Here is a 20,970-nt window from a genome sequence, read left to right as displayed (position 1 = left end):
ATGGGAATGTTTACAATGAGAAAGCCTCGCGGCTATCACCACGAATATATTTACGTGGATGAACGCAAGGAGAAGCTGCAGAAAATAGAAGAAACTGCGAAGCGCGAACTAGGAATGCTTCCTCCCAAAGAATTTAAGCCGGAAGACATTCGCGGAAAGTTCGTGGAAGGAACGACTTACCTGAAACGCCGCAAGGAAAGCGGGCGTAAACCTCTGAGTTATGGGGTCATGTTTGTGGCCATTGTTGTCTTGCTTTATATTTTACATTATCTGATTACAGGAGAATTTACATTATGACCTCGGGAGATGTAATTCGTTTGTTGCCCGATTCGGTGGCTAACCAAATTGCGGCCGGCGAGGTGATACAACGTCCTGCGTCTGTCATAAAGGAATTGGTGGAAAACGCCGTAGATGCCGGTGCAAAGAATATTGAAGTGCTGGTGACCGACGCGGGAAAGACTTGTATTCGGGTGATTGATGATGGAAAAGGCATGTCGGAAACGGATGCCCGAATGGCTTTTGAGCGTCATGCCACTTCTAAAATCCGTGAGGCTGCCGATTTGTTTGCCCTTCATACGATGGGTTTCCGTGGTGAGGCCTTGGCTTCCATTGCGGCTGTAGCACAGGTGGAACTGAAAACCTGCTGTAACGGAGACGGACTGGGGACCTATATTCAGATTTCCGGTTCTCAGGTGGAAAAACAGGAAGCGGTAGCTTGCCAGCAAGGAAGTGATTTTTCTGTCAAGAATTTGTTTTTCAATGTACCGGCTCGTCGGAAATTCCTGAAATCAAACCAGACGGAGCTGAGTAATATTGTGACCGAATTCGAACGGATTGCCTTGGTGAATCCGGACGTCTCGTTCGTCTTGAGTCATAACGGTACGGAAATGTTGAATTTGCCGGCCATTCCTTTGCGCCAACGTATCATGGGGGTGTTTGGAAAGAAACTGAATCAGGAGCTTCTTTCTTTGGACATCAATACTACGATGGTGAAAATCCATGGATATATCGGTCGTCCGGAATCTGCCCGTAAGAAAGGAGCCCGTCAGTTCTTTTTCGTGAACGGACGTTATATGCGTCATCCTTATTTCCATAAGGCTGTAGCCAGTGCGTACGACAACCTGATACCTGTGGGAGAGCAGGTTTCTTATTTCATTTATTTTGAGGTTGCTCCCTCGGATATCGATGTGAATATTCATCCAACCAAGACGGAAATCAAGTTTGAAAATGAGCAGGCCGTATGGCAGATACTTTCTGCAGCCGTGAAGGAAACCTTGGGCCGTTTCAATGCCGTACCTTCCATCGACTTCGATACGGAAGGGATGCCGGATATCCCGGCCTTTGAAAATTCGCCTTATAGTGTGGCACCTCCACCTACCAGTTTCGACCCTTCTTACAATCCGTTCAATACCTCGGCTGTACCTCCTTCTGCCTATTCATCGGCTTCGGGAAGAGGTACAGGCATTTCTTCTGACCTCGGGCAAGAACCGGAATGGAGACCTTCCTCCGGTGAAAGAGAAACTCCTGTGCGTTCTTCCATGAACCGTAAGGATGCGATGCCGGATTTTGGACGGAGTGGGAATTATACGCCTTCTTTCGGTGCCCATAAGAACCGGGTGGAATGGGAACCTCTTTTTGAAGGTCTGGAGCACAATCCCTCCGGGCAGTCGGACATCCAGCCTGAAGAAGAGTCCGGACCGTCGTATGCTGAACCTGCCGGATGGGAAGAGGCCCCTCAAGGGGAAAATGTTTCGCCGATGGTGGCAGAGGAAGAAAAAGATCGGCTTCCTCTGGAAAATTCCATGCGTCATTACCAATATAAAGGAAGCTTTATCCTGACTTCCGTAAAGTCCGGATTGATGATTATCAACCAGCAACGGGCCCATGTCCGGATTCTTTTCGACCGCTATATGGCGCAGATAGAAAACCGGAAAAATGCGTCCCAGCGGATGCTTTTTCCGGATATGGTACATTTCTCGCCGTCTGAAGTTCCGGTGCTGGAAGAATTTATGGACGACCTGAATGCATTGGGCTTTGAACTTAGCAGTCTGGGAGGAGGCACTTACGCCATCAACGGGATTCCGGCGGGTATCGAAGGACTGAATCCCGAGAAGCTGGTGACGGATATGGTGCATACGGCTATTGAGAAAGGCTGTAAGGTGAAGGAGGAAGTGCAGAGCATGCTGGCACTTTCTTTGGCAAAAGCCGCCGCTATCGTACCGGGGCAGATTCTGACCGATGAAGAAATGAACAGACTGGTAGATGACTTGTTTGCCGTATCTACTCCGAACTATACGCCCGACGGGAAGACTGTGTTGGCGGTATTGAAAGAAGAAGACTTGGAAAAGATGTTCAAATAAGATAATAGAACTTGTTTTTCTGGCAAAATCCGGATTTCAGAAATTGGAGTCCGGATTTTGTTGTATATTTGTCCGCACAAAAATTAAATCTGAATACGATGAAAAAATATTTAAGTTTTGCAGTATGGTGCAGTTGTTTATTGGCAGCTTGTACTTCTTCTCCCCAGTATAATTTGACAGGTACATTGACGGGCATACAAAGTGATACGTTGCTGGTGCGTTCGTTTGCAATTAATCCGTTGTCCCGCCCCCAGATTGTAACAGATACAGTCCCTCTGAAAGACGGAAAGTTCGCACTTCAGCTGGGAAATTCGGTGCTGAAGCAGGTGGTGATTATGGAAAAACCGTCCTTGGTTCCTGATGCGCAGGGACGTATTCCGGCTATCTCGATGGATGCCATTTCTTTCGTACTTCTTCCAGGCAAGAAGGTAGTGGTAAATGGTTCGTTGGATGGCTATACGCTGGGTGGTGATGCCTTTTATGATACTTATAGCCAACTCCTAACACAGAAAAAGGTGTATGAACACAAGCTGGATTCCCTGAGAGACGTTTGTCGGGAGATGGAGCAGAAAGGGATTGCAGAAGATTCCATTCGTCGGGTGTATGCGCCAGCCGAAGGCTGGGAACGGTCGATGACTCAAGTCTCCACAGACTATATTCGCCGGCATCCGAATCAAGATTTGTCTGTTTTCCTGTTGGCACAGACGCCTTTGGACCTGGAAGTGGTGGATTCTTTGCTGAAAATGCTTTCAGAGAACGTTCGTACCGGAGTGATGCAGCCTCTGTATCAGACCATCCAGTCGGAATGTGAAAAAGGGAAGGCCCGTCAGCAAGCGTTGGAGAAGGTTAAGGAAGGAATGCCTGCCCCCGATTTCACGTTGAAAGATATTCAAGGAAACGATTTTTCACTTTCCTCTGCGAAAGGAAAATATGTGATATTGGATTTTTGGGGAAGTTGGTGCGGATGGTGTATCAAAGGATTGCCCGATATGAAAAAAGCTTACCGCAAGTACAAACATAAAGTGGTGTTTGTGGGCATAGATTGCAATGATACGGAAGAAAAATGGAAACAGGCGGTGGCGGCACATGGAATACCTTGGGTGAACGTCCGGAATGCCGGACAACCGGATGTGGCGGTGATGTATGGAGTATCAGGTTATCCGACTAAGATTGTAATTGACCGTCAGGGAAATATCCAGAAGAGAGTCGTAGGGGAAGACGGAGAGTTCTACGAATATCTGGATGAAATAATGAGATAATCTGGTATATAATTTATCTGCGACTCATTGGGGGAGTATCTGCCTGCCGATGAGTCTTTTTTTATAGATAATCGATAAAAAGGAAAATCTGAACAGTCCCTCTCCTTTTCTGAATAATCGCGTAAGTAGCTGACAGACTATCTTTGCTTCAGATTAAGAAACGAAAAAACATGAAGCAATTAGTAGTCATTTTAACTTCCTTGTTCACGTGGTTCCCTGTCTTGGCACAGCGCACACTCACGTTGGAAGAATGCCTGAGAATAGGCATCGAGAACAATCTCTCGTTGGCAGGCAGCCGCAATGAGCTGCGGAAAGCCAAGCATCTGCTCAGCGAGAATCGGGCGAAGTTGTTGCCGCAAGTCAGTGCGGTAGCCGGGTTTAACGATAACTTTAATCCTCCCGTATCAGTTACCGACGGTTCGGCATACGGCAATCCCTACAACGTGACCAAGACGCTGCAATACAATGCGTCGGCAGGTTTGCAGTTGCAGATGCCACTTTACAACCAGACGGTGTACACCGCCATTGACATTGCCCGTACGATGAATGAGCTGAACCGCTTGTCGTACGAAAAGGCCCGGGAGGACTTGATTCTGCAAATCAGCAAGATGTATTACCTGGGGCAGAACACGGTGGAACAGCTGGCCCTGATTCAGGAAAACCGGGTGCGGTTGCAGGAGTTGCGCGACATTACCCAGGCGTTCTTCGACAACGGTATGGCCATGGAGGTGGACGTGAAGCGGGTCAATATCAATCTGGAGAACCTGCAGGTGCAGTATGACAATGCGAAGTCGATGCTGGTGCAGCAATTGAACCTGTTGAAATACGTGATGGATTATCCGGCAGAAGAGGAGATTGCCTTGACGCCGGTGAATCCGGAGCAGGTGGAGTCGGTCTCCTTGACCGGGCTGCGCAGCGACTTGTATGAATTGCAGCTGCTGGAGTCGCAGGAGAAACTGGCCGGACAGCAGAAAGATTTGATTCGTCAAGGTTATCTTCCTTCGCTGAGCCTGACAGGGAGCTGGATGTATTCGGCATACACCGACAAGGCCCTTCACTGGTTTCATTCCGGCCCCTCCAACCACTGGTATCCGTCCAGCGGGTTGGGGCTGACTCTCCGTGTGCCGATTTTCGACGGGTTGGACAAGCGGGCGCGTATCCGGAAGGCCCGGATTGATGAGGAGAACGCCCGGCTGAACTACGAGAATATGCGGAAGAATATGGAGACGCAGTATCTGAATGCCACGAACGACCTGATGAACAACCAGCGTAATTTCCAGAAGCAGAAAGACAATTACCTGCTGGCCGAAGAGGTCTATCAGGTGACGACCGACCGCTACCGGGAGGGCATCGCTTCCATGACGGAGGTTCTTCAGGATGAAATGCGCATGAGCGAGGCACAGAACAATTACCTCAGTGCACACTACAACTATCAGGTGGCCAACCTGACCTTGCTGAAACTGACAGGGCAACTGGACCGCCTGTTTCAGACAAATACCACTCATTGATTCACTTTTAATATGCATCGTATATGAAAACTACAAATCATACGCTTCAGGAAAAAGCCTTGAAATTGAAAAAACAACGTCGTCGCCAGCTACTGGCCAGTCTTTTGGGAATCGTTCTCCTTTTGTGGGGAGTGGTCGAAGTGGTCTGCATGTTTCTGGACTTCAAGCATACGGAAACGAGCAACGACGCACAGGTGGAACAATATATCTCTCCGGTAAACCTGAGAGCATCGGGATACATCAAGAAAATTTATTTTACCGAGCATCAGCAAGTGCATAAAGGAGATACGCTCCTGGTGTTGGACGACCGGGAGTACCGGATTCGGATGATGGAGGCAGAAGCCGCGCTGAAAGATGCGATGGCAGGAGCTACCGTGATGGATGCCACCTTGCAGACCACGCAGACCACGGCTTCGGTCTATGAGGCTTCGATTGCCGAAATTGAAATCCGTCTGGCCAAGCTGGAGAAAGACCGTCAGCGTTACGAGAATCTGGTAAAGCGCAATGCGGCTACTCCGATTCAGCTGGAACAGATTGAAACGGAATACGAGGCTACCCGCAAGAAGCTGGAAGCAACCCGACGTCAGCAGCGGGCGGCTATGTCGGGTATCAAGGAGGTATCTAACCGGAAGGAGAGTACAGAGGCTGCCATACAGCGGGCGAAGGCGGCTTTGGAGATGGCCCGCCTGAATCTCTCCTATACCGTGGTGCTGGCTCCTTGTGACGGGAAACTGGGGCGACGGGCCTTGGAAGAAGGGCAGTACATCACTGCCGGACAAAGTGTGACGTACATTCTTCCGGACAGTCAGAAGTGGATAGTGGCCAATTACAAGGAAACACAGGTGGAAAATCTGAAGCTGGGGCAGGAAGTACGGATTGCTGTCGATGCCCTCAGTGGCCGGGAGTTTACCGGAAAGATTACGGCCATCTCCGGAGCTACTGGTGCCAAGTATTCGTTGGTACCTACCGACAATTCTGCCGGCAACTTTGTCAAGATTCAGCAGCGTATTCCGGTGCGCATTGATTTCACGGACTTGTCCGAGGAAGACAATGCCCGTCTGGCTGCCGGTATGATGGTGGTCGTCAAGGCCAAATTGTGAGTATCACGTTTTCAAGGATTTCTTTAAAAGAAGAATTATGCCTTCCTGTCCTAAAAATTATCCGTTCTATAACTGGGTACCCAAACCGCTGGGCATCCTGATTCTGGTCCTGCTTTTTGTGCCGATTCTGACGGCAAGTGGGGTTTATACCGCCAATAGTGGGGAAATGCTCAGTGGACTGGGCATCCAGTCGGAACATATTCAGTTTGTCGGTTTTCTCACCTCTGTAGGAATGGCTGCCTTTTCGCCCTTCTTCTACGAGCTGGTGTGCCTCCGTCGGGAAAAGATGATGTGCATCGTTGGTTTTTCTTTGCTTTACCTGCTGAGCTACGTCTGCGCCAAGACCGATAGCATTTATGTGCTGGCTGTCTGTAGTGTGGTAATGGGATTTCTGCGGATGGTGCTGATGATGGTCAATCTGTTTACGCTGATTAAGTATGCGTTCGGGATGGAAGCCACCCGCAACATTACGCCGGGAAATGACCCTGTGGATGCAGATGGGTGGGACAGGCTGGATGGCGAGAAAAGCGTCAGCATGCCGACTATTTACCTGTTTTTTATGATTCTCGGACAGCTGGGCACTTCGCTGACCGCTTGGCTGGCATACGAATATGAATGGCAGTACGTCTATTATTTCATGATGGGGGCGTTGCTGCTTTCCATACTGGTGGTGTTTGTCACCATGCCCTACCATACCTACGTGTCGCGCCGTTTTCCCATCACTTTCCGGAAATTCGGGAGTGTGGTGATTTTCTGTCTGATGTGTGCTTCGGTGATTTACGTGCTGGTGTATGGCAAGGTACTCGACTGGTACGATGACCCTTCTATCTGCTGGGCTACGGGGAGTGCCGTGTGCTTTACGGCTCTCTTTGTGTATATGGAAAAGAAACAGCATTCTCCGTATTTCTTGATGGACATCTTTCAGCTGCGTTCCATCCGGATAGGAATCTTGTTGTTCCTGCTGTTGATGGTTTTCAATTCCAGCGCCTTGTTCGTGAATGTGTTTACCGGGGTGGGGATGAAAATAGACAACTGGCAGAATGCGGCCCTGAACAACTGGAGCATGGCGGGATATTTCATCGGCTGTGTCATTGCTGTCATGCTGGGACGTAAGGGAGTACATTTGAAATACTTGTTCTCGTTGGGTTTCGTATTGATTGGACTTTCGGCCCTGTTCATGTACTTTGAGGTGCAGACTGCCGGCTTGTATGAGCGGATGAAGTATCCGGTCGTCATCCGGGCTACGGGAATGATGCTGTTGTATTCGCTGACGGCAGTGTATGCCAACCAGCGGATGCCCTATAAGTATCTCTCTACCTGGATTTGTATTATGCTTACCGTGCGGATGGTGCTGGGCCCCGGCATCGGTACGGCACTTTATACGAACGTGATGCAGCACCGTCAGCAGCATTATGTCACCTGTTTCGCACAGAATCGCGACCGGCTGAATCCGGAAGTGTCGGCTTCCTATGTGCAGACGGTACAAGGCATGCAGTATCAGGGTAAGAGCGGACAGGAAGCCGAACAGATGGCGGCTATGTCGGCAAAGGGAACTGTACAGGTGCAAGCCACGCTGTCGGCGGTCAAGGAGATGTCCGGCTGGACTTTCTACGGTTGTCTGGGCTGTGCGGTCTTTTTCCTGCTTATCCCCTGGAAGAAAAGGAAGCTGGACAGTATTCCTGTTTCTTGAAGGTAGTCATGCGTCACGGAGAGGTCTTTCGTTTCTTAATCTAGATTTTCGGCGGGGAATATTTCTGGAAGCCTCTGCCGTGACGCTTTTTTGTGTATCTTCGTGCAGGTAAAAATAACTTGAACCGATATTATGGCTACACAAACAGAACGTTTAATGCGCTTGAACCAGGCATTGGTGGAACGAAGGGATATTTGTTGCTCGGGAGGCGTGGTGGAGGCTTTCCCAGCTATATTGCAGAAAACTTTCCGGATGGATTATCTGGGACTGGTGGTCTGTGAGCAGGGGAGTTTTCAGTTTACTTTGGACCGGAAACCTTTTACGGCGAAAGCCGGAGAGACGGTTTTCTTGTCCGAATCCACGGAATTCTGTGCAGGGACATGTACGGACGACTTGCGTGTGGATATTTTGTTCTATCGGGTAGATTCTATCCGGGAACTGTTGGGCAGTTCCGTAGTAGCCATGCATTTGTATGCCACACTGACTCCGGAACCTTGTTATGTATGGGCCACAGGGGAGGAAGAAGACATTGCCCGTTATATCACACTGATTAGCCGTTACCGGCATGTCGCGGATAATCCTTTCGGAAATCATGAACGGAAACTGTTGCTGCTGGCCCTGACCTATCGGCTCTGTGCCATTTACAGCCGGCGGTTGATGGAAGAGAACAAGGCTGCCGGACACAAGATTGACACCTTTATCCAGCTGATTCGGCTGGTGGAGAAATACTACAAGGAGGAGAGAGGAGTGGCGTTTTATGCCGACAAGCTTTGTCTGACTCCCAAATATCTTTCAGCCTTGTCAAAGTCCGTGTGCGGATATACGGTACAGGAACTGGTGTTTCGGGCCATCATTCGCCGGAGTATGCTCTTGCTGAAAAATTCCCACAAAACGATTCAGGAAATATCGGATGAATTTCATTTTCCCAATGCTTCCGCTTTCGGGACTTTCTTCAAGAAAGAGACTGGACTTTCTCCTTTGCATTATCGTTGTGAAGAGGAAGAAAGGTCTGGAATGTAGATTTGTAAAACCTTGTTTATCAATATATTGGTATTTCTTGAAAAACGCAAGTGCGTTTGAGGGAAAACTCTTCGACGTTTTACTTAAAACGCAAGTGCGTTTGGACTAAAACGTCCTTGCGTTTTTTTACAGGTGTTGAAGTGCATGTACTGCCACTTGTAAAACTGATAGGTAAGAGTGGAGATTCATTATAAAATTCAGCACCTTTTTCACACTTTTCGAAATCATCCATTCCTTTTTTATTTATTTCCTGAAAAATATTTGAAATATTTGATTGCCCTCAAATCCGCAACTACGCGCCTATATGATACAGAAGCGAAAATAATCTGCATCGTTAGTAAAAAGGGGGCACAGTGCATCGAATGTCACCATAAAGACATATAAACGCCCCTTACCCCACCATGCGACTTGAGGCAATACGCAAAGTCACGACCATAAGTTGTCGGTGTTATCCAAAGTCATTCTGGAACACATCAGCATAAGCGTTGTTGCATGAATAGATATTCAGCACATACTGCCTTGATGTCCTGCCCCATTTGGCTGGCACAGAGATGAACTTGAAGACAAACGCCTTGATGCGGCTTGTTGCTTTGAGTCCGAACCTCTTCACGTCAAGCCTCGCCATGATGAATTTATAGAAGTTGCGTATGAGTGCCGTAAGCAGAAGAAACACCGTGTTTTCTCCCATGAAGGATTTTGGAAGCCTGTTCCAGCCGAATCCGTTATTCATTTCATCGAAGATGCGTTCCTTCCCTCCACGGAGGTTATAGAATTTGACAATCTCTTTCTCGGAAGACTCGTAGTCATTTGTAAGGATGCAGCGGTAGGTGTATTCGCCTTCCCACAGGTCAATCTCACCGTCAATTCGCTTCTGCCTTTGGATTACAAGACGGTATGCCCTCCCTTTCCATTTCTCAACAAGAATGGAGTTCAGTTCAAACTCAATGCCGCCCAGTTCCTCTCTCTTCCACCCTCTGAGTGCAAAGATGTCATCGTAGAGCGAACCGCAGCGGTTGGCGCGGATATAGAAAGTCATGCAATGCTTTCCGACCTCTTCCACAATTTCCTCTGAGCAGGATCCGCAATCTGCCCTGAAACGATTGACTGTCAATCCTTTCTGTTCAATCCTCTCAAAGAATCTCCTCAACGTGTCCTTCTGGTGGAAACGAACGTTAGTGTTGCCGTCGCTGTTCTCTATGCCGACAATCATGTCGCCAATGACAGCCACACCTGGACGGTACCCGAGAAACTTCTTGTATGTGGGTTTCGCATCAAACTTCTCAGCCTCTATGAACTGGTGGTCGAAGTCAACGTCATACCCCTCGCCCTCTTTCAGCTGCCCTGTGGACAATAGGCAATTGAGGAGCAGTGTATTCAGCATGTCTGCCGTGTTGAAGTCGTAGGTCTTGCCAGTGTCGGATGTGTAGGAAATGTTATCCTGGGTCAGTTCCTTTATGGCTCTGAGAATCGTGTCGGCACTGCATGTGCGAAATGTCGGATGAAGCGAGAGGTGGTACATCAGATGAGTGGTGACATCCTCTATGCATGAGCCGCCACAGAAATAAACGCTCATAAGCGAACGGATGATTTCGCTGTATTGATAACCATACAGCCTACATCTCATACCGAGGGTTGAGTCGATTACAGATGAGAGATTGGAGTCAAATTGCTCCATTATTGAAAAAATTCCTCCAAAAGGAGAGAGTTTCTCAGATTTTATTGCTACCTTTGCCATGTCTGTCGGGTTTGATACATATTTTGATTTGCAACACTAAGATAGGTGAAAAATCTGACATGGCAAAATCCTGAGCAACTTTTTGTTGCTCAGGTACTTATAAAATAAGTTAAACTAAAATGCTGCGGAATTTAGGATTGCTTTAAAAAAAGATTTACCTTTGCGACCTGTATGAATAAAAATGTGAAAATATTCGTTTCTAATATATAAAGCAAGAACTAAAGGGATGATTCCTAGACTTTAAATACTAACTTAAAACATTGGATTATGTTGAAAAAAATGAAATCAGTCAGTATGTTGCTGGCTCTGGCAGGAATATCTTCTACGGGAGCAGCGTATGCAGTGGCTGTACCTGAAGTTGATGAGACTCGGAGCGTACAGCAGCAGTCAACTTGTACTGGCGTCGTAAAAGATGCTGCAGGGGAAACCGTAATCGGAGCTTCTGTGGTAGTAAAGGGTACTGCCAACGGTACGATTACGGGGTTAGATGGAGATTTTTCTTTATCTGGCGTGAAAAAAGGGGATATCATCCAGATTTCTTTTGTGGGATATAAGACTCAGGAAATTGTATGGAATGGCCAGAATCTTGAAATTACCTTGAAAGATGATTCACAGATTCTGGATGAAGTGGTAGTCGTTGGTTATGGTACACAGAAGAAGGTCAATGTAACAGGTGCCGTATCCATGGTTGATTCAGAAGCGTTGGCTTCACGTCCTGTTTCTAATGTGTCGCAGGCTTTGCAAGGACAGATTCCCGGCTTGAATATGTCTGTAAGCAGTAGCGGTGGTTCATTGGATGCGACCATGAACTTCAATATCCGTGGTACAGGTACTTTGGGTTCCGGTTCAAGTGCGTCACCTCTGGTACTTATTGATGGGGTGGAAGGTGATATGAATACATTGAACCCCAACGATATTGAAAACATTTCTGTGTTGAAGGATGCCTCTTCTTCTTCAATTTATGGTGCACGTGCTGCATTCGGTGTTATCCTGATTACAACCAAGAACGGTAAAGCTGGAAAAACTCACGTAAATTATTCTGGAAACGTTCGTTTCAATGACGGTATCGGCATTCCGAAAATGGCCAATTCTTATGACTTTGCCACCATGTTCAATGCAGCCAATGTGAATGACGGTAATGCTCCTATCTTTAATGATGCGTATATGCAGAATATTAAAGATTACATGGAGGGCAAACTGACACAGTCAACTGTCGCTAATGGTAATGTATGGGCCAAGTGGAACGAAGGCGCTTATGATAATGTGGACTGGTTTAAGGAATTTTATAAGAGCTGGGTTCCTTCCCAGGAGCATAACCTCAGTGTAAGTGGAGGTAATGAAAAGACCCAGTATGTATTGAGTGGAAACTTCTTGGGACAAAACGGTTTGTTGCGTCATGGTGAGGATTACATGAACCGTTATACACTGAATGGAAAAATCACTACACAGCTTGCCAGCTGGGCCAGATTGACTTATACCACCCGTTGGACCCGGGAAGATTATGGACGTCCGTCTTATATGAGTGGTTTGTTCTTCCACAATGTAGCCCGTAAATGGCCTATCCAGCCTGCATACGACCCGAATGGCTTTCCCATGAATGAAAGTGAAATCGAACAGATGGAAAATGGCGGTTTGCAGACCAAAAACAAGGATTTTTATACCAACCAGTTGGCGGTTGTATTTGAACCTATCAAAGACTGGCACATCAATCTGGAGGGAACCATTCGTACCCAATCCGATTTTGAGCATTGGGAGGTACTCCCTGTTTATTACTGGGACGTAAACGGTAACCAGCAGCCTATGGCTTGGGGAATGGGAGACGGAACTTACTCTCCAGGACAAAGCCGGGTAAATGAGTATGGTTACAAAGAAAATTACTATGCCACCAATATTTATACGGACTATTCAAAAACATTCAAGAGCGGTCATTACTTTAAGGTCCTGCTTGGTTTCAATGCTGAAAAATATTCGACCCGTAGTATTACAGGACAGCGTGACGGTTTGATTTCACCGGAAGTTCCCACGCTGAATACTGCCGTTGATGCAGATATTGCAACTGGTGGATATGCGCATAATGCGGTGGCCGGTTTCTTTGGCCGTATCAACTATGCATACAAAGATCGTTATATGGCAGAAATTAACGGCCGTTATGACGGCTCTTCCCGTTTTGTCGGAGATAAGAGATGGGGCTTCTTCCCTTCATTCTCTCTGGGATGGAACATAGCACGTGAAGGTTTCTTCGAGAAGTTCGGTGAAAAGAGTACCATTTCTACGTTGAAGCTGAGAGCTTCGTGGGGACAGCTTGGTAATACGAATACCGACGACTGGTATCCGTTCTATCAGTCTATGCCGGTAGGAACAAATTATTCCTGGATTGTAAACGGCTCTTTGCCCAGCTATTCTTCCAATCCGGGACTGGTAAGCTCTTTGATGACATGGGAAACCATCCAGTCTTGGGACTTGGGTCTTGATTTTGCATTGCTGAACAACCGTTTGACGGGTAGCGTCGGGTACTTCGTTCGCAAGACTTTGGACATGGTAGGTCCGGCTCCTGAATTGTCTTCATTGCTGGGCGCCACTGTTCCCAAGGTAAATAACTGTGATATGAAATCTTACGGTTTTGAAATTGAACTGGGATGGCGTGACCAGATTGGTGATTTCAAATATGGCGTATCATTCAACATGTCTGATGCACAGCAGAAAATTACCCGTTATCCGAACCCGTCAAATTCTTTGAACACCTATTATGAAGGCCAGATGCTGAACGANACTTGGTAATACGAATACCGACGACTGGTATCCGTTCTATCAGTCTATGCCGGTAGGAACAAATTATTCCTGGATTGTAAACGGCTCTTTGCCCAGCTATTCTTCCAATCCGGGACTGGTAAGCTCTTTGATGACATGGGAAACCATCCAGTCTTGGGACTTGGGTCTTGATTTTGCATTGCTGAACAACCGTTTGACGGGTAGCGTCGGGTACTTCGTTCGCAAGACTTTGGACATGGTAGGTCCGGCTCCTGAATTGTCTTCATTGCTGGGCGCCACTGTTCCCAAGGTAAATAACTGTGATATGAAATCTTACGGTTTTGAAATTGAACTGGGATGGCGTGACCAGATTGGTGATTTCAAATATGGCGTATCATTCAACATGTCTGATGCACAGCAGAAAATTACCCGTTATCCGAACCCGTCAAATTCTTTGAACACCTATTATGAAGGCCAGATGCTGAACGAAATCTGGGGATACACCACCATCGGCATTGCCCAGAGTGATGAGGAAATGGCCGCTCACCTGGCAAAAGTAGACCAGAGTTCATTAGGCAGCGGATGGGGTGCCGGTGATATCATGTATGCCGACTTGAATGGTGATGGACGTGTAAATACAGGTTCCTATACAACGGATGATCCGGGCGACCTGCGTGTAATCGGTAATTCTACTCCGCGTTACAATTATGGCTTTACAGTTGATGGTTCCTGGAAAGGATTTGACTTACGATTGTTCTTCCAGGGTATCGGGAAACGTGATTTGTGGTTGCCTGGTACGTATTTCTGGGGTACGAATGGAGGTATGTGGTCGTCTAACGTGTTTGAGGAACACTTGGATTATTGGACTCCTGAAAACCCGAATGCATATTATGCACGTCCGTCTTGGACCAGCCGCAACCACCAGACCCAGACACGCTATCTGCAGAATGGCGCTTATCTCCGTCTGAAGAATATCACATTGGGTTACACATTGCCGAAGGCTTGGACTCAGAAAGCCTCCATGGAAAACGTACGTATTTATATCTCAGGTGATAATCTGTTGACATTTAGTCATGTAAGCAGCATTTTTGACCCGGAAAATATTGGTTCTCTGTATAGTGACGCCGGTAAGACTTATCCGTTGCAGCGCGTTGTATCAGTAGGTGTTAATATTAACTTCTAAATAGTGAAGAGAAAATGAAAACAACATATAAAAGTTTATTTGTAGCATGTATGCTGGCCGGATCGGGTTTGGCAATTACTTCATGTAATGACTTCTTGGATTTGGCTCCGTTGGATGAAGTTACTCCGGAGGTCTATTTTCAAAGTGCCGACCAGTTGGGGGCCTATAGTATCTCACAGTATAACAGTATTTTTACAGCTCCCAGCGGATGGGGACAAGGAGCCATCCTGACAGGGGATGCCAATACTGACAATATGGTAAGCGGAGACGCAAGCCAGAGTTATTTTACGAAGGATTACTGGAAGGTTTCACAATCTGGAGATTTGGGATTCAGCCTGATCCGTTATTGCAACTATTTCTTTGAGAACGTGCTTCCGAAATACGAAGCTGGCATGTATGACAGTGATTTGGCCAATGCCAAACATTACATTGGTGAAATGTATTTCATCCGGGCATGGGTTTATTTCTCACGTCTGAAAACTTATGGCGATTATCCGATTGTAACCGAGGTGGTAACGGATAACAAGGAAGATTTGATTGCCCATGGTACACGTATGCCGAGAAATGAAGTCGCAGATTTTATTCTCAGCGATTTGGACAAGGCCATCGGATTTTTACAGGACAAAGGCTTTGCGGCCAATAACCGTATTAATAAGCAGGTGGCACAACTTGTAAAGTCACGTGTCGCTTTGTATGAGGCTTCTTTTGAAACATACCATAAAGGTACTGGACGGGTACCGGGTGATGAAGGATGGCCAGGAGCAAAATTACATCCAAACTATCAGTTTGACGTGACAGCCCATGTCAAGGACTTACTGACTCAGGCTATGGAAGCTGCCAAACTTGTAGCCGACGGAGTTACTTTGACAGAAAATACTGGTGCTCTTGACCAGGACCCGTTGTCTCCGACAAATGGATGGAACCCTTACTTTGAAATGTATAATAGCCAGGATTTGTCGGGCATCAGTGAAGTCCTGATGTGGAAGGCTTACGGAACAGTGGGCTCTTCGAATATCAATCACGGCGTTCCGGCTTATATCGTGACAGGTGGTTATAACGGCTTGTTGAAAGGATATATTGAAAGCTTCCTGNAGAAAAATAAGTTAGATACCTAACATTCTTTGAGAGGGGTTGTTTCATATTTACATTGAAACAGCCTCTCTTGTTTTTATATAGGGAGGAACCTAGATTCTGATGAACTTACAGGCATTGGTTTCCTGCGTATAATAATAGTGATTGTCGTTAAAAGGGCTTTACTGGATATTCTGAACTTGCTCCGGTTCAAAGGAAAGAGAGACGACAAAAAAGGCCATCCCAAAGTTTTTGAGACGGCCTCTCCGCGTCTAGTGAATTTTTATTAATGCGTAATTACACCTTCGTCACTGGTCGGGTTCTGTGTCAGCGTGCTTCCGCTTGGATAAGAGTTGATGGCTGTCTGCGGAATGTAATAGGTCACCCGATAATCCGTGGCAGGTACGTCACTTATCGGATGAGGTCCCGGATACTGTCGGGTCAGTGTGCCTCCATTACGGAACACATCATAGCTGCGTTCAGCCTGATAAGCCAGTTCCAGCTGACGTTCTTTGTCAACCAGTTGGGCTGCGTTGGCTGCGAATGTAGTGGCATCGTAAGCGGCTTGGTCATTGATGGCTCGTGTACGTATGGTGTTGATATCGGCTCTTGCTTTTTCAAGCTGTCCCAGTTTTACATAGGCCTCTGCACGGTTCAGGTACATTTCATCCAGACGGGAGATAATGGGTGAATGTAGCTGTGATTCCAGGTTATCTTCTCGAGAACACTTGGTAATGTAGAACATCGGATAGCCATTGTTGAGTGACATCTGATAATCAATTACACCGACGTAGCTTGCGCCCCCGTAGTTGATGGTGTAGTACTGTTCGTCAGCTGTTCTGCCTGTCGTATAAGGAGTGATGGCATATTTGTCTTTCGGATTGCCGTTCTCGTCCACTGTATAACATTCCGTATAGGTGTCGTTCACCGGAAGCTGTACATAAGTATATCCGGTACCCGCTGCATTCGGAGTGATGAAACGCAAGACTTCGGTATAGTTTCCGTTGTCGTCTGTAGTGTATTGAGGTTCAATGAATTTGGCTCTCGCATCTACGATTCCGTCATCTCCCTTTCTCCAGTCGTTACGTTTGGTTTCGTTCAACAGGTCAAGGTATTTGGCGCTGGCATACATTTCGCCCCATCCCATACCTCCAAGGTTGGAGTACATACCTCCAATGGTGTAGTAGTATTCATCGCCAGGGAAGTCGGCTGCCAGACGTTTGATGACGAAAATATCTTCCGGATAGTTTTCAGGGGCTGTTCGCGGTGACTTCATATAGTCTTCACGCGATACCAGATGGAAGTTGGGAGATTGGATTACCAAATCGGCATAGTAGCGTGCGGAATCCGCGTATTCCGTGTTGGGATTTTCATAAGTGCCGCTCATATAGAGATATACACGTGACAACATGGCCTGGGCCGCTTCTTTGGAAGCAAAATCCGCATTTTGGAACGAGGTGGTAATCATCTGTTCCGCTGTACGCAAATCGTTGATGGCCTGTTGGTAGGTTTCTTTAACCGTAGAACGGTCGGGTAAAGACAGGTTGCTGATTTCTTCTTCATCCGGCGTTCCATTGACGATAGGTACTCCCAGGTTCTTGTCGGGTGCCTGGTAGTAGGGGCGTCCGAAGGCCCGGCACAGGTAGAAATACATCATCCCTCGCACGTAGTAACATTCTCCCAGCTTGCTCCTGATAGCAGAGTCGTCTGTCTCTCCGGCCATTTTGATGATATTGGAAGCCTGTGCAATGGCTTTGTATCCATAGTCCCAGAAGTTCTGTAGACGATAGTTGTCGGGGGTACGTGAATAAGTGATGAATTCATAAAATGCATCGGTTGAGGCGCCACGGATCATCATGTTGTCGCCGGCATATTCACCAAGACGGTGCATCGGGTCTGACCAGGTTTTCAGCTGTGCGTACATACCGTTCAACATGTTGTCGAAAAGTACTTCCTGGTTTTCTGCTACCTGGTCTGTGGCCATGTAATTATTGGGAAACCGGTCTATGTCACAAGATGTGAGTATTCCTCCTGTGATACCGAGGGATAAAAGTAGGGTTGAAGTTATCTTTTTCATAAATGTGTGCTGATTAGAAAGTTAAGTTAATACCAAACATGAATTTACGTGTAGATGGATAAAGGTTGGCTCCGGCAGTGCCGATGGCTTTGTAGGTACCGGTAGTTTCATCATAGTAGGCCGGCACTTCAGGGTCGATGCCGGAGAACTTGGTCACCGTAAATACATTCTCAGCTGTGAAATAGATACGCATGTTTTGAATATAATATTTCGACAGGTTTAAATTGTAGCCAATGGACAATGAGCGCAGTTTCAGGTAATCTCCATCTTCCAGGTAACGGGTAGAGGCTTTGTTTGAGTTACTGTTGTTTCCGTAAGAGGCAAGTGGGTGAGTGGCGATATCACCTTCTTTCTCCCAACGTGACCAGCCGTCAATCAACTTCATCTGGTTACGGTCTGTATAGGCACCGTCTGAGTCGTATTCCTGACGGGAGTAGTTGTAGATTTTACCTCCTAAAGAGTAGCCGAATGAAGCGTTCAAATCAATGTTCTTCCAGGTCAGAGTGGTATTGAATCCACCAAATAATTTAGGTGACGTAGCTTCTGTCATGACTTGCTGGGCTTCAGAATAGTTGCTGGTCGTTTCTCCACTTCCGTCGTTCTTGTACCACAGAGGGGAACCGTTTTTCGGGTCAACTCCGGCCCATTCACGCAGATAGTAGCGGTCGGTGCTGTAACCTACCTTCAACACTTTTTCTGCTGCTCCGGCAATGCTGGTATCATTACCGCCACCACCGATAATCATCATGTCCGGATCGTCGCCATACAGTTTCTCCAGTTTGTTTTTGTTGTAACCCATATTTAGGTCAATGCTCCATAACCAGTCTTTTGTACGGATAATGTCGCCTCCAATGGTGATTTCTATACCGGAGTTACGCATTTCTCCTACATTCTGCCAACGGCTGGTGATTCCGGTCAGTCCGGAAACCGGAACCTGGTACAAGATGTTGGAAGTATATTTGTTGTAGTAGTCGAATACGAAACGCAGGCGGTTGTCGAAGAAATTGGCATCTACACCGATTCCTGCGGTATAGGTCTGTTCCCATGTCAGGTCCTTGTTTCCCACCTGACTGATCAGGATGGCCGGAATACCGTTGTAGTTGGAAGAAACGGAATACAAGCCATATTGCGGATATTTGGAATAAGGAATGTTACCTACCGAACCGTATGAGGCACGGAGTTTCAATACGTCTACCCAGTCGGCCTTGAACCATTTCTCACGGTTGATGTTCCATCCGGCACTGATGGAGAAGAAGTTACCGTATTTCTTGTCGTCACCGAAGTTGGAAGCACCGTCTCGTCGGATGGAGGCTTCCGCAAGGTAACGGTTGTCGTAAGCGTAGTTTACTTTTGCAAACACAGACTGTTTGGCCCATTCGGTAAGATTTCCTCCGACTTCTTCCGGGGTGGCAGTTGCATCCAGTACCTCAAATCCGGAAACGATACCGGTACCTTTGGCATTGATGACTTTGGCCGATGTATCCATGAATTCGTAGGCCAGTAAGGCTTGTACGGAATGTTTTCCGAACATCTTGTTGAAAGTCAGGTATTGGTTGGTGTAACGCTGAATGTTGTTGGTCTGCTCTTCCTCCACACGTCCCTGCACACCGGAGGCACTGTCTGTACGCGGGTCTGTATAAGTAGACTGGAAGTACCCTGTCCAGCGGTAGTTATTGACCGAGGTGAAAGTCAGCCAGTCCGTTATTTTGATATCAAAGTCGAAATTGCCGGAGAACTCGTATGTTTTTTGTGTGGTATGGTTTCCATAAGAAAGGGCATTCAGGTAATTCAGGTCAGAGCTGTCCACCCATCCGCTGTAACGGTCGGGAACCAGATTGCCATCTTCATCGTATGGGCTATCCCAAGGGAACATGGTATATTTGGCGGTGTAATCATACTGGGCGTCGTTGGTATTCTTCATCGAGCCTGAAATGTTCGGTTTGATGGTCAGCCAGGAGAAGGGCTTGTAGTTGGAACGGTAACGGAAGCTGTACCGGTCGTACTTGTATCCTTTTACGGTTCCTTCCTCGCTATAATATCCCAAGGAGAAATAGGAACTCATTTTTTCATTTCCTCCGGATAAGGAAAGATTGTAGTCTTGTGTAAATCCAGCTTGTGAGGCCAAGTCTCCCCAGTCGAAGTTGGCGTTTCTCAAATCGGGATTCCAGCGTGAGAATTTGATGTCTTCCTAGTTGGGGAAGGATGCATAATAATCGTAGAGTTCTGCTCCATTCATCACTTCCATCTTTCCGTTGGTCATGGTGCTGACCCCCAGTTTGACAGAGGCATTGATTTTCATCTTTTCGCTCTTTCCCATTTTTGTGGTCACGATGATGACACCGTTTGCACCTTGTGAGCCATAGATGGCAGTTGAGGCCGCATCCTTCAATATGGTCATGTTCTCAATATCCGAGGGGTTCAGTACGCCGGGGTCTTCACCTACGATGACTCCATCGATTACCCATAGCGGAGAGGTACTTCCACTCAGTGTGGCACGTCCACGAATCTGTACGGCTCCGTTAGAACCCGGCTGTCCTGAGCCCGGCGCTACATATACTCCGGAGACTTTACCGTTCAGCATGTTTTCCACAGTCGGTGTGGTGATATCTTTCAGTCTGTTTTCTTTCAGTGTAGACATGGCACCAGTCAGACTTTCCTTTTTCTGTACGCCATAACCTACTACTACCACTTCATCCAAAGTTTCGGTATCTTCCTGCAGCTTGATGGTTTGTTCACCGGCTGTGGCTTTTATTTCTACTGTCTGGTATCCGATGAAAGAGATTTGAAGAAGGGAACCTACGGGAGCATTGATTTCATATTTCCCATCGATGTCTGTGATGGTTCCGTTGGTTGTTCCTTTTACCAGAATGTTCACTCCGATTACAGGATCACCTGTTTTGGCGTCAATGACTTGTCCTTTTAGTTTTTGGTTTTGTTGTTGGACAACCAGGTTAGTACTGGTCTCTGAAGAAGTAGCAAAAGCGGGCAGAGAGGTGCCGATTAAGGCACTTGCCAGTAGGAAGCAGCTACTTTTTGAAAAACATGATTTAGAACTCATAGTGAATTTTGTGTTGATAATAGTTTAATTTATATGTTTTAGTACGCCGCAAAAGTAATATAATTTTATAATATAAAATCATTATGAAGTTATTTTATTTTATGTAATAACATAATGATAAGAGAATAGCTGTATTTATCACATTTAGATAAATTGTTTTG

Annotated in this window: 10 protein-coding genes and 3 pseudogenes; 10 read left to right on the top strand and 3 right to left on the bottom strand. The window is 46.8% G+C overall.

Annotated elements, in window-relative coordinates; genetic code table 11:
* The 7 genes from BQ7480_RS15405 to BQ7480_RS15375 all read left to right on the top strand — a co-directional run bounded on the left by BQ7480_RS15405 (window position 1) and on the right by BQ7480_RS15375 (window position 8,937).
* Window positions 1-297: a hypothetical protein gene (locus tag BQ7480_RS15405; protein WP_072543537.1), complete on the top strand. Its 297-nt coding sequence runs from the start codon at window positions 1-3 to the stop codon at window positions 295-297.
* Window positions 294-2,360 carry a DNA mismatch repair endonuclease MutL gene (mutL, locus tag BQ7480_RS15400; protein WP_072543536.1) on the top strand — a complete coding sequence of 689 codons (2,067 nt, stop codon included), beginning with the start codon at window positions 294-296 and terminating at the stop codon, window positions 2,358-2,360. Before BQ7480_RS15405 ends, mutL begins: the two co-directional genes overlap by 4 nt.
* Window positions 2,361-2,458: 98 nt before the next feature.
* The gene (locus tag BQ7480_RS15395) at window positions 2,459-3,619 is read left to right on the top strand and encodes a TlpA disulfide reductase family protein (protein WP_072543535.1); all 1,161 of its coding nucleotides are present in this window, start codon (window positions 2,459-2,461) and stop codon (window positions 3,617-3,619) included.
* A gap of 170 nt (window positions 3,620-3,789) precedes the next feature.
* Window positions 3,790-5,127 (top strand): TolC family protein, encoded by a 1,338-nt coding sequence (locus BQ7480_RS15390; RefSeq protein WP_072543534.1) that lies wholly within the window; start codon window positions 3,790-3,792, stop codon window positions 5,125-5,127.
* Between the two features lie 23 nt (window positions 5,128-5,150).
* Window positions 5,151-6,227, top strand: coding sequence for an HlyD family secretion protein (locus BQ7480_RS15385; protein WP_072543533.1), 1,077 nt, complete (start codon window positions 5,151-5,153; stop codon window positions 6,225-6,227).
* Window positions 6,228-6,264: 37 nt separating this feature from the next.
* The gene (locus BQ7480_RS15380; RefSeq protein WP_072543532.1) at window positions 6,265-7,917 is read left to right on the top strand and encodes an MFS transporter; all 1,653 of its coding nucleotides are present in this window, start codon (window positions 6,265-6,267) and stop codon (window positions 7,915-7,917) included.
* A 132-nt stretch (window positions 7,918-8,049) separates the two neighbouring features.
* Window positions 8,050-8,937, top strand: a complete 888-nt coding sequence (locus tag BQ7480_RS15375) for a helix-turn-helix domain-containing protein (RefSeq protein ID WP_072543531.1) — start codon at window positions 8,050-8,052, stop codon at window positions 8,935-8,937.
* Between the two features lie 448 nt (window positions 8,938-9,385).
* Here the strand turns inward: BQ7480_RS15375 and BQ7480_RS15370 are convergent, their stop codons facing one another.
* Complete coding sequence (locus tag BQ7480_RS15370) at window positions 9,386-10,672, bottom strand: IS1380 family transposase (protein ID WP_048318236.1); 1,287 nt, start codon at window positions 10,670-10,672, stop codon at window positions 9,386-9,388.
* 294 nt (window positions 10,673-10,966) lie between these two features.
* On the opposite strand from BQ7480_RS15370, the pseudogene BQ7480_RS15365 reads away from it, so the two are divergent.
* From BQ7480_RS15365 to BQ7480_RS15355, 3 genes and pseudogenes are all read left to right on the top strand, one after another.
* Window positions 10,967-13,447, top strand: a pseudogene (locus tag BQ7480_RS15365) (SusC/RagA family TonB-linked outer membrane protein); the annotation flags it as partial.
* Window positions 13,443-14,603, top strand: a pseudogene (locus BQ7480_RS15360) (SusC/RagA family TonB-linked outer membrane protein); the annotation flags it as partial. The pseudogenes BQ7480_RS15365 and BQ7480_RS15360, both read left to right, overlap by 5 nt.
* A gap of 14 nt (window positions 14,604-14,617) precedes the next feature.
* The gene (locus tag BQ7480_RS15355; protein ID WP_235816700.1) at window positions 14,618-15,718 is read left to right on the top strand and encodes a RagB/SusD family nutrient uptake outer membrane protein; all 1,101 of its coding nucleotides are present in this window, start codon (window positions 14,618-14,620) and stop codon (window positions 15,716-15,718) included.
* Between the two features lie 242 nt (window positions 15,719-15,960).
* Here BQ7480_RS15355 and BQ7480_RS15350 read toward each other — a convergent pair whose 3' ends face one another.
* Both BQ7480_RS15350 and BQ7480_RS15345 read right to left on the bottom strand, forming a co-directional pair.
* Window positions 15,961-17,751, bottom strand: coding sequence for a RagB/SusD family nutrient uptake outer membrane protein (locus tag BQ7480_RS15350; protein ID WP_072543530.1), 1,791 nt, complete (start codon window positions 17,749-17,751; stop codon window positions 15,961-15,963).
* 13 nt (window positions 17,752-17,764) lie between these two features.
* Window positions 17,765-20,809 (bottom strand): annotated as a pseudogene (locus BQ7480_RS15345) (SusC/RagA family TonB-linked outer membrane protein).
* Window positions 20,810-20,970 lie beyond the last annotated feature (161 nt).

Origin of the sequence: Bacteroides mediterraneensis, from assembly GCF_900128455.1 — a bacterium.
GTDB lineage: Bacteria > Bacteroidota > Bacteroidia > Bacteroidales > Bacteroidaceae > Phocaeicola > Phocaeicola mediterraneensis.
The sequence above is the reverse complement of the archived record's forward strand: the minus strand, read 5'-3'. Positions and strand labels throughout refer to the sequence as shown.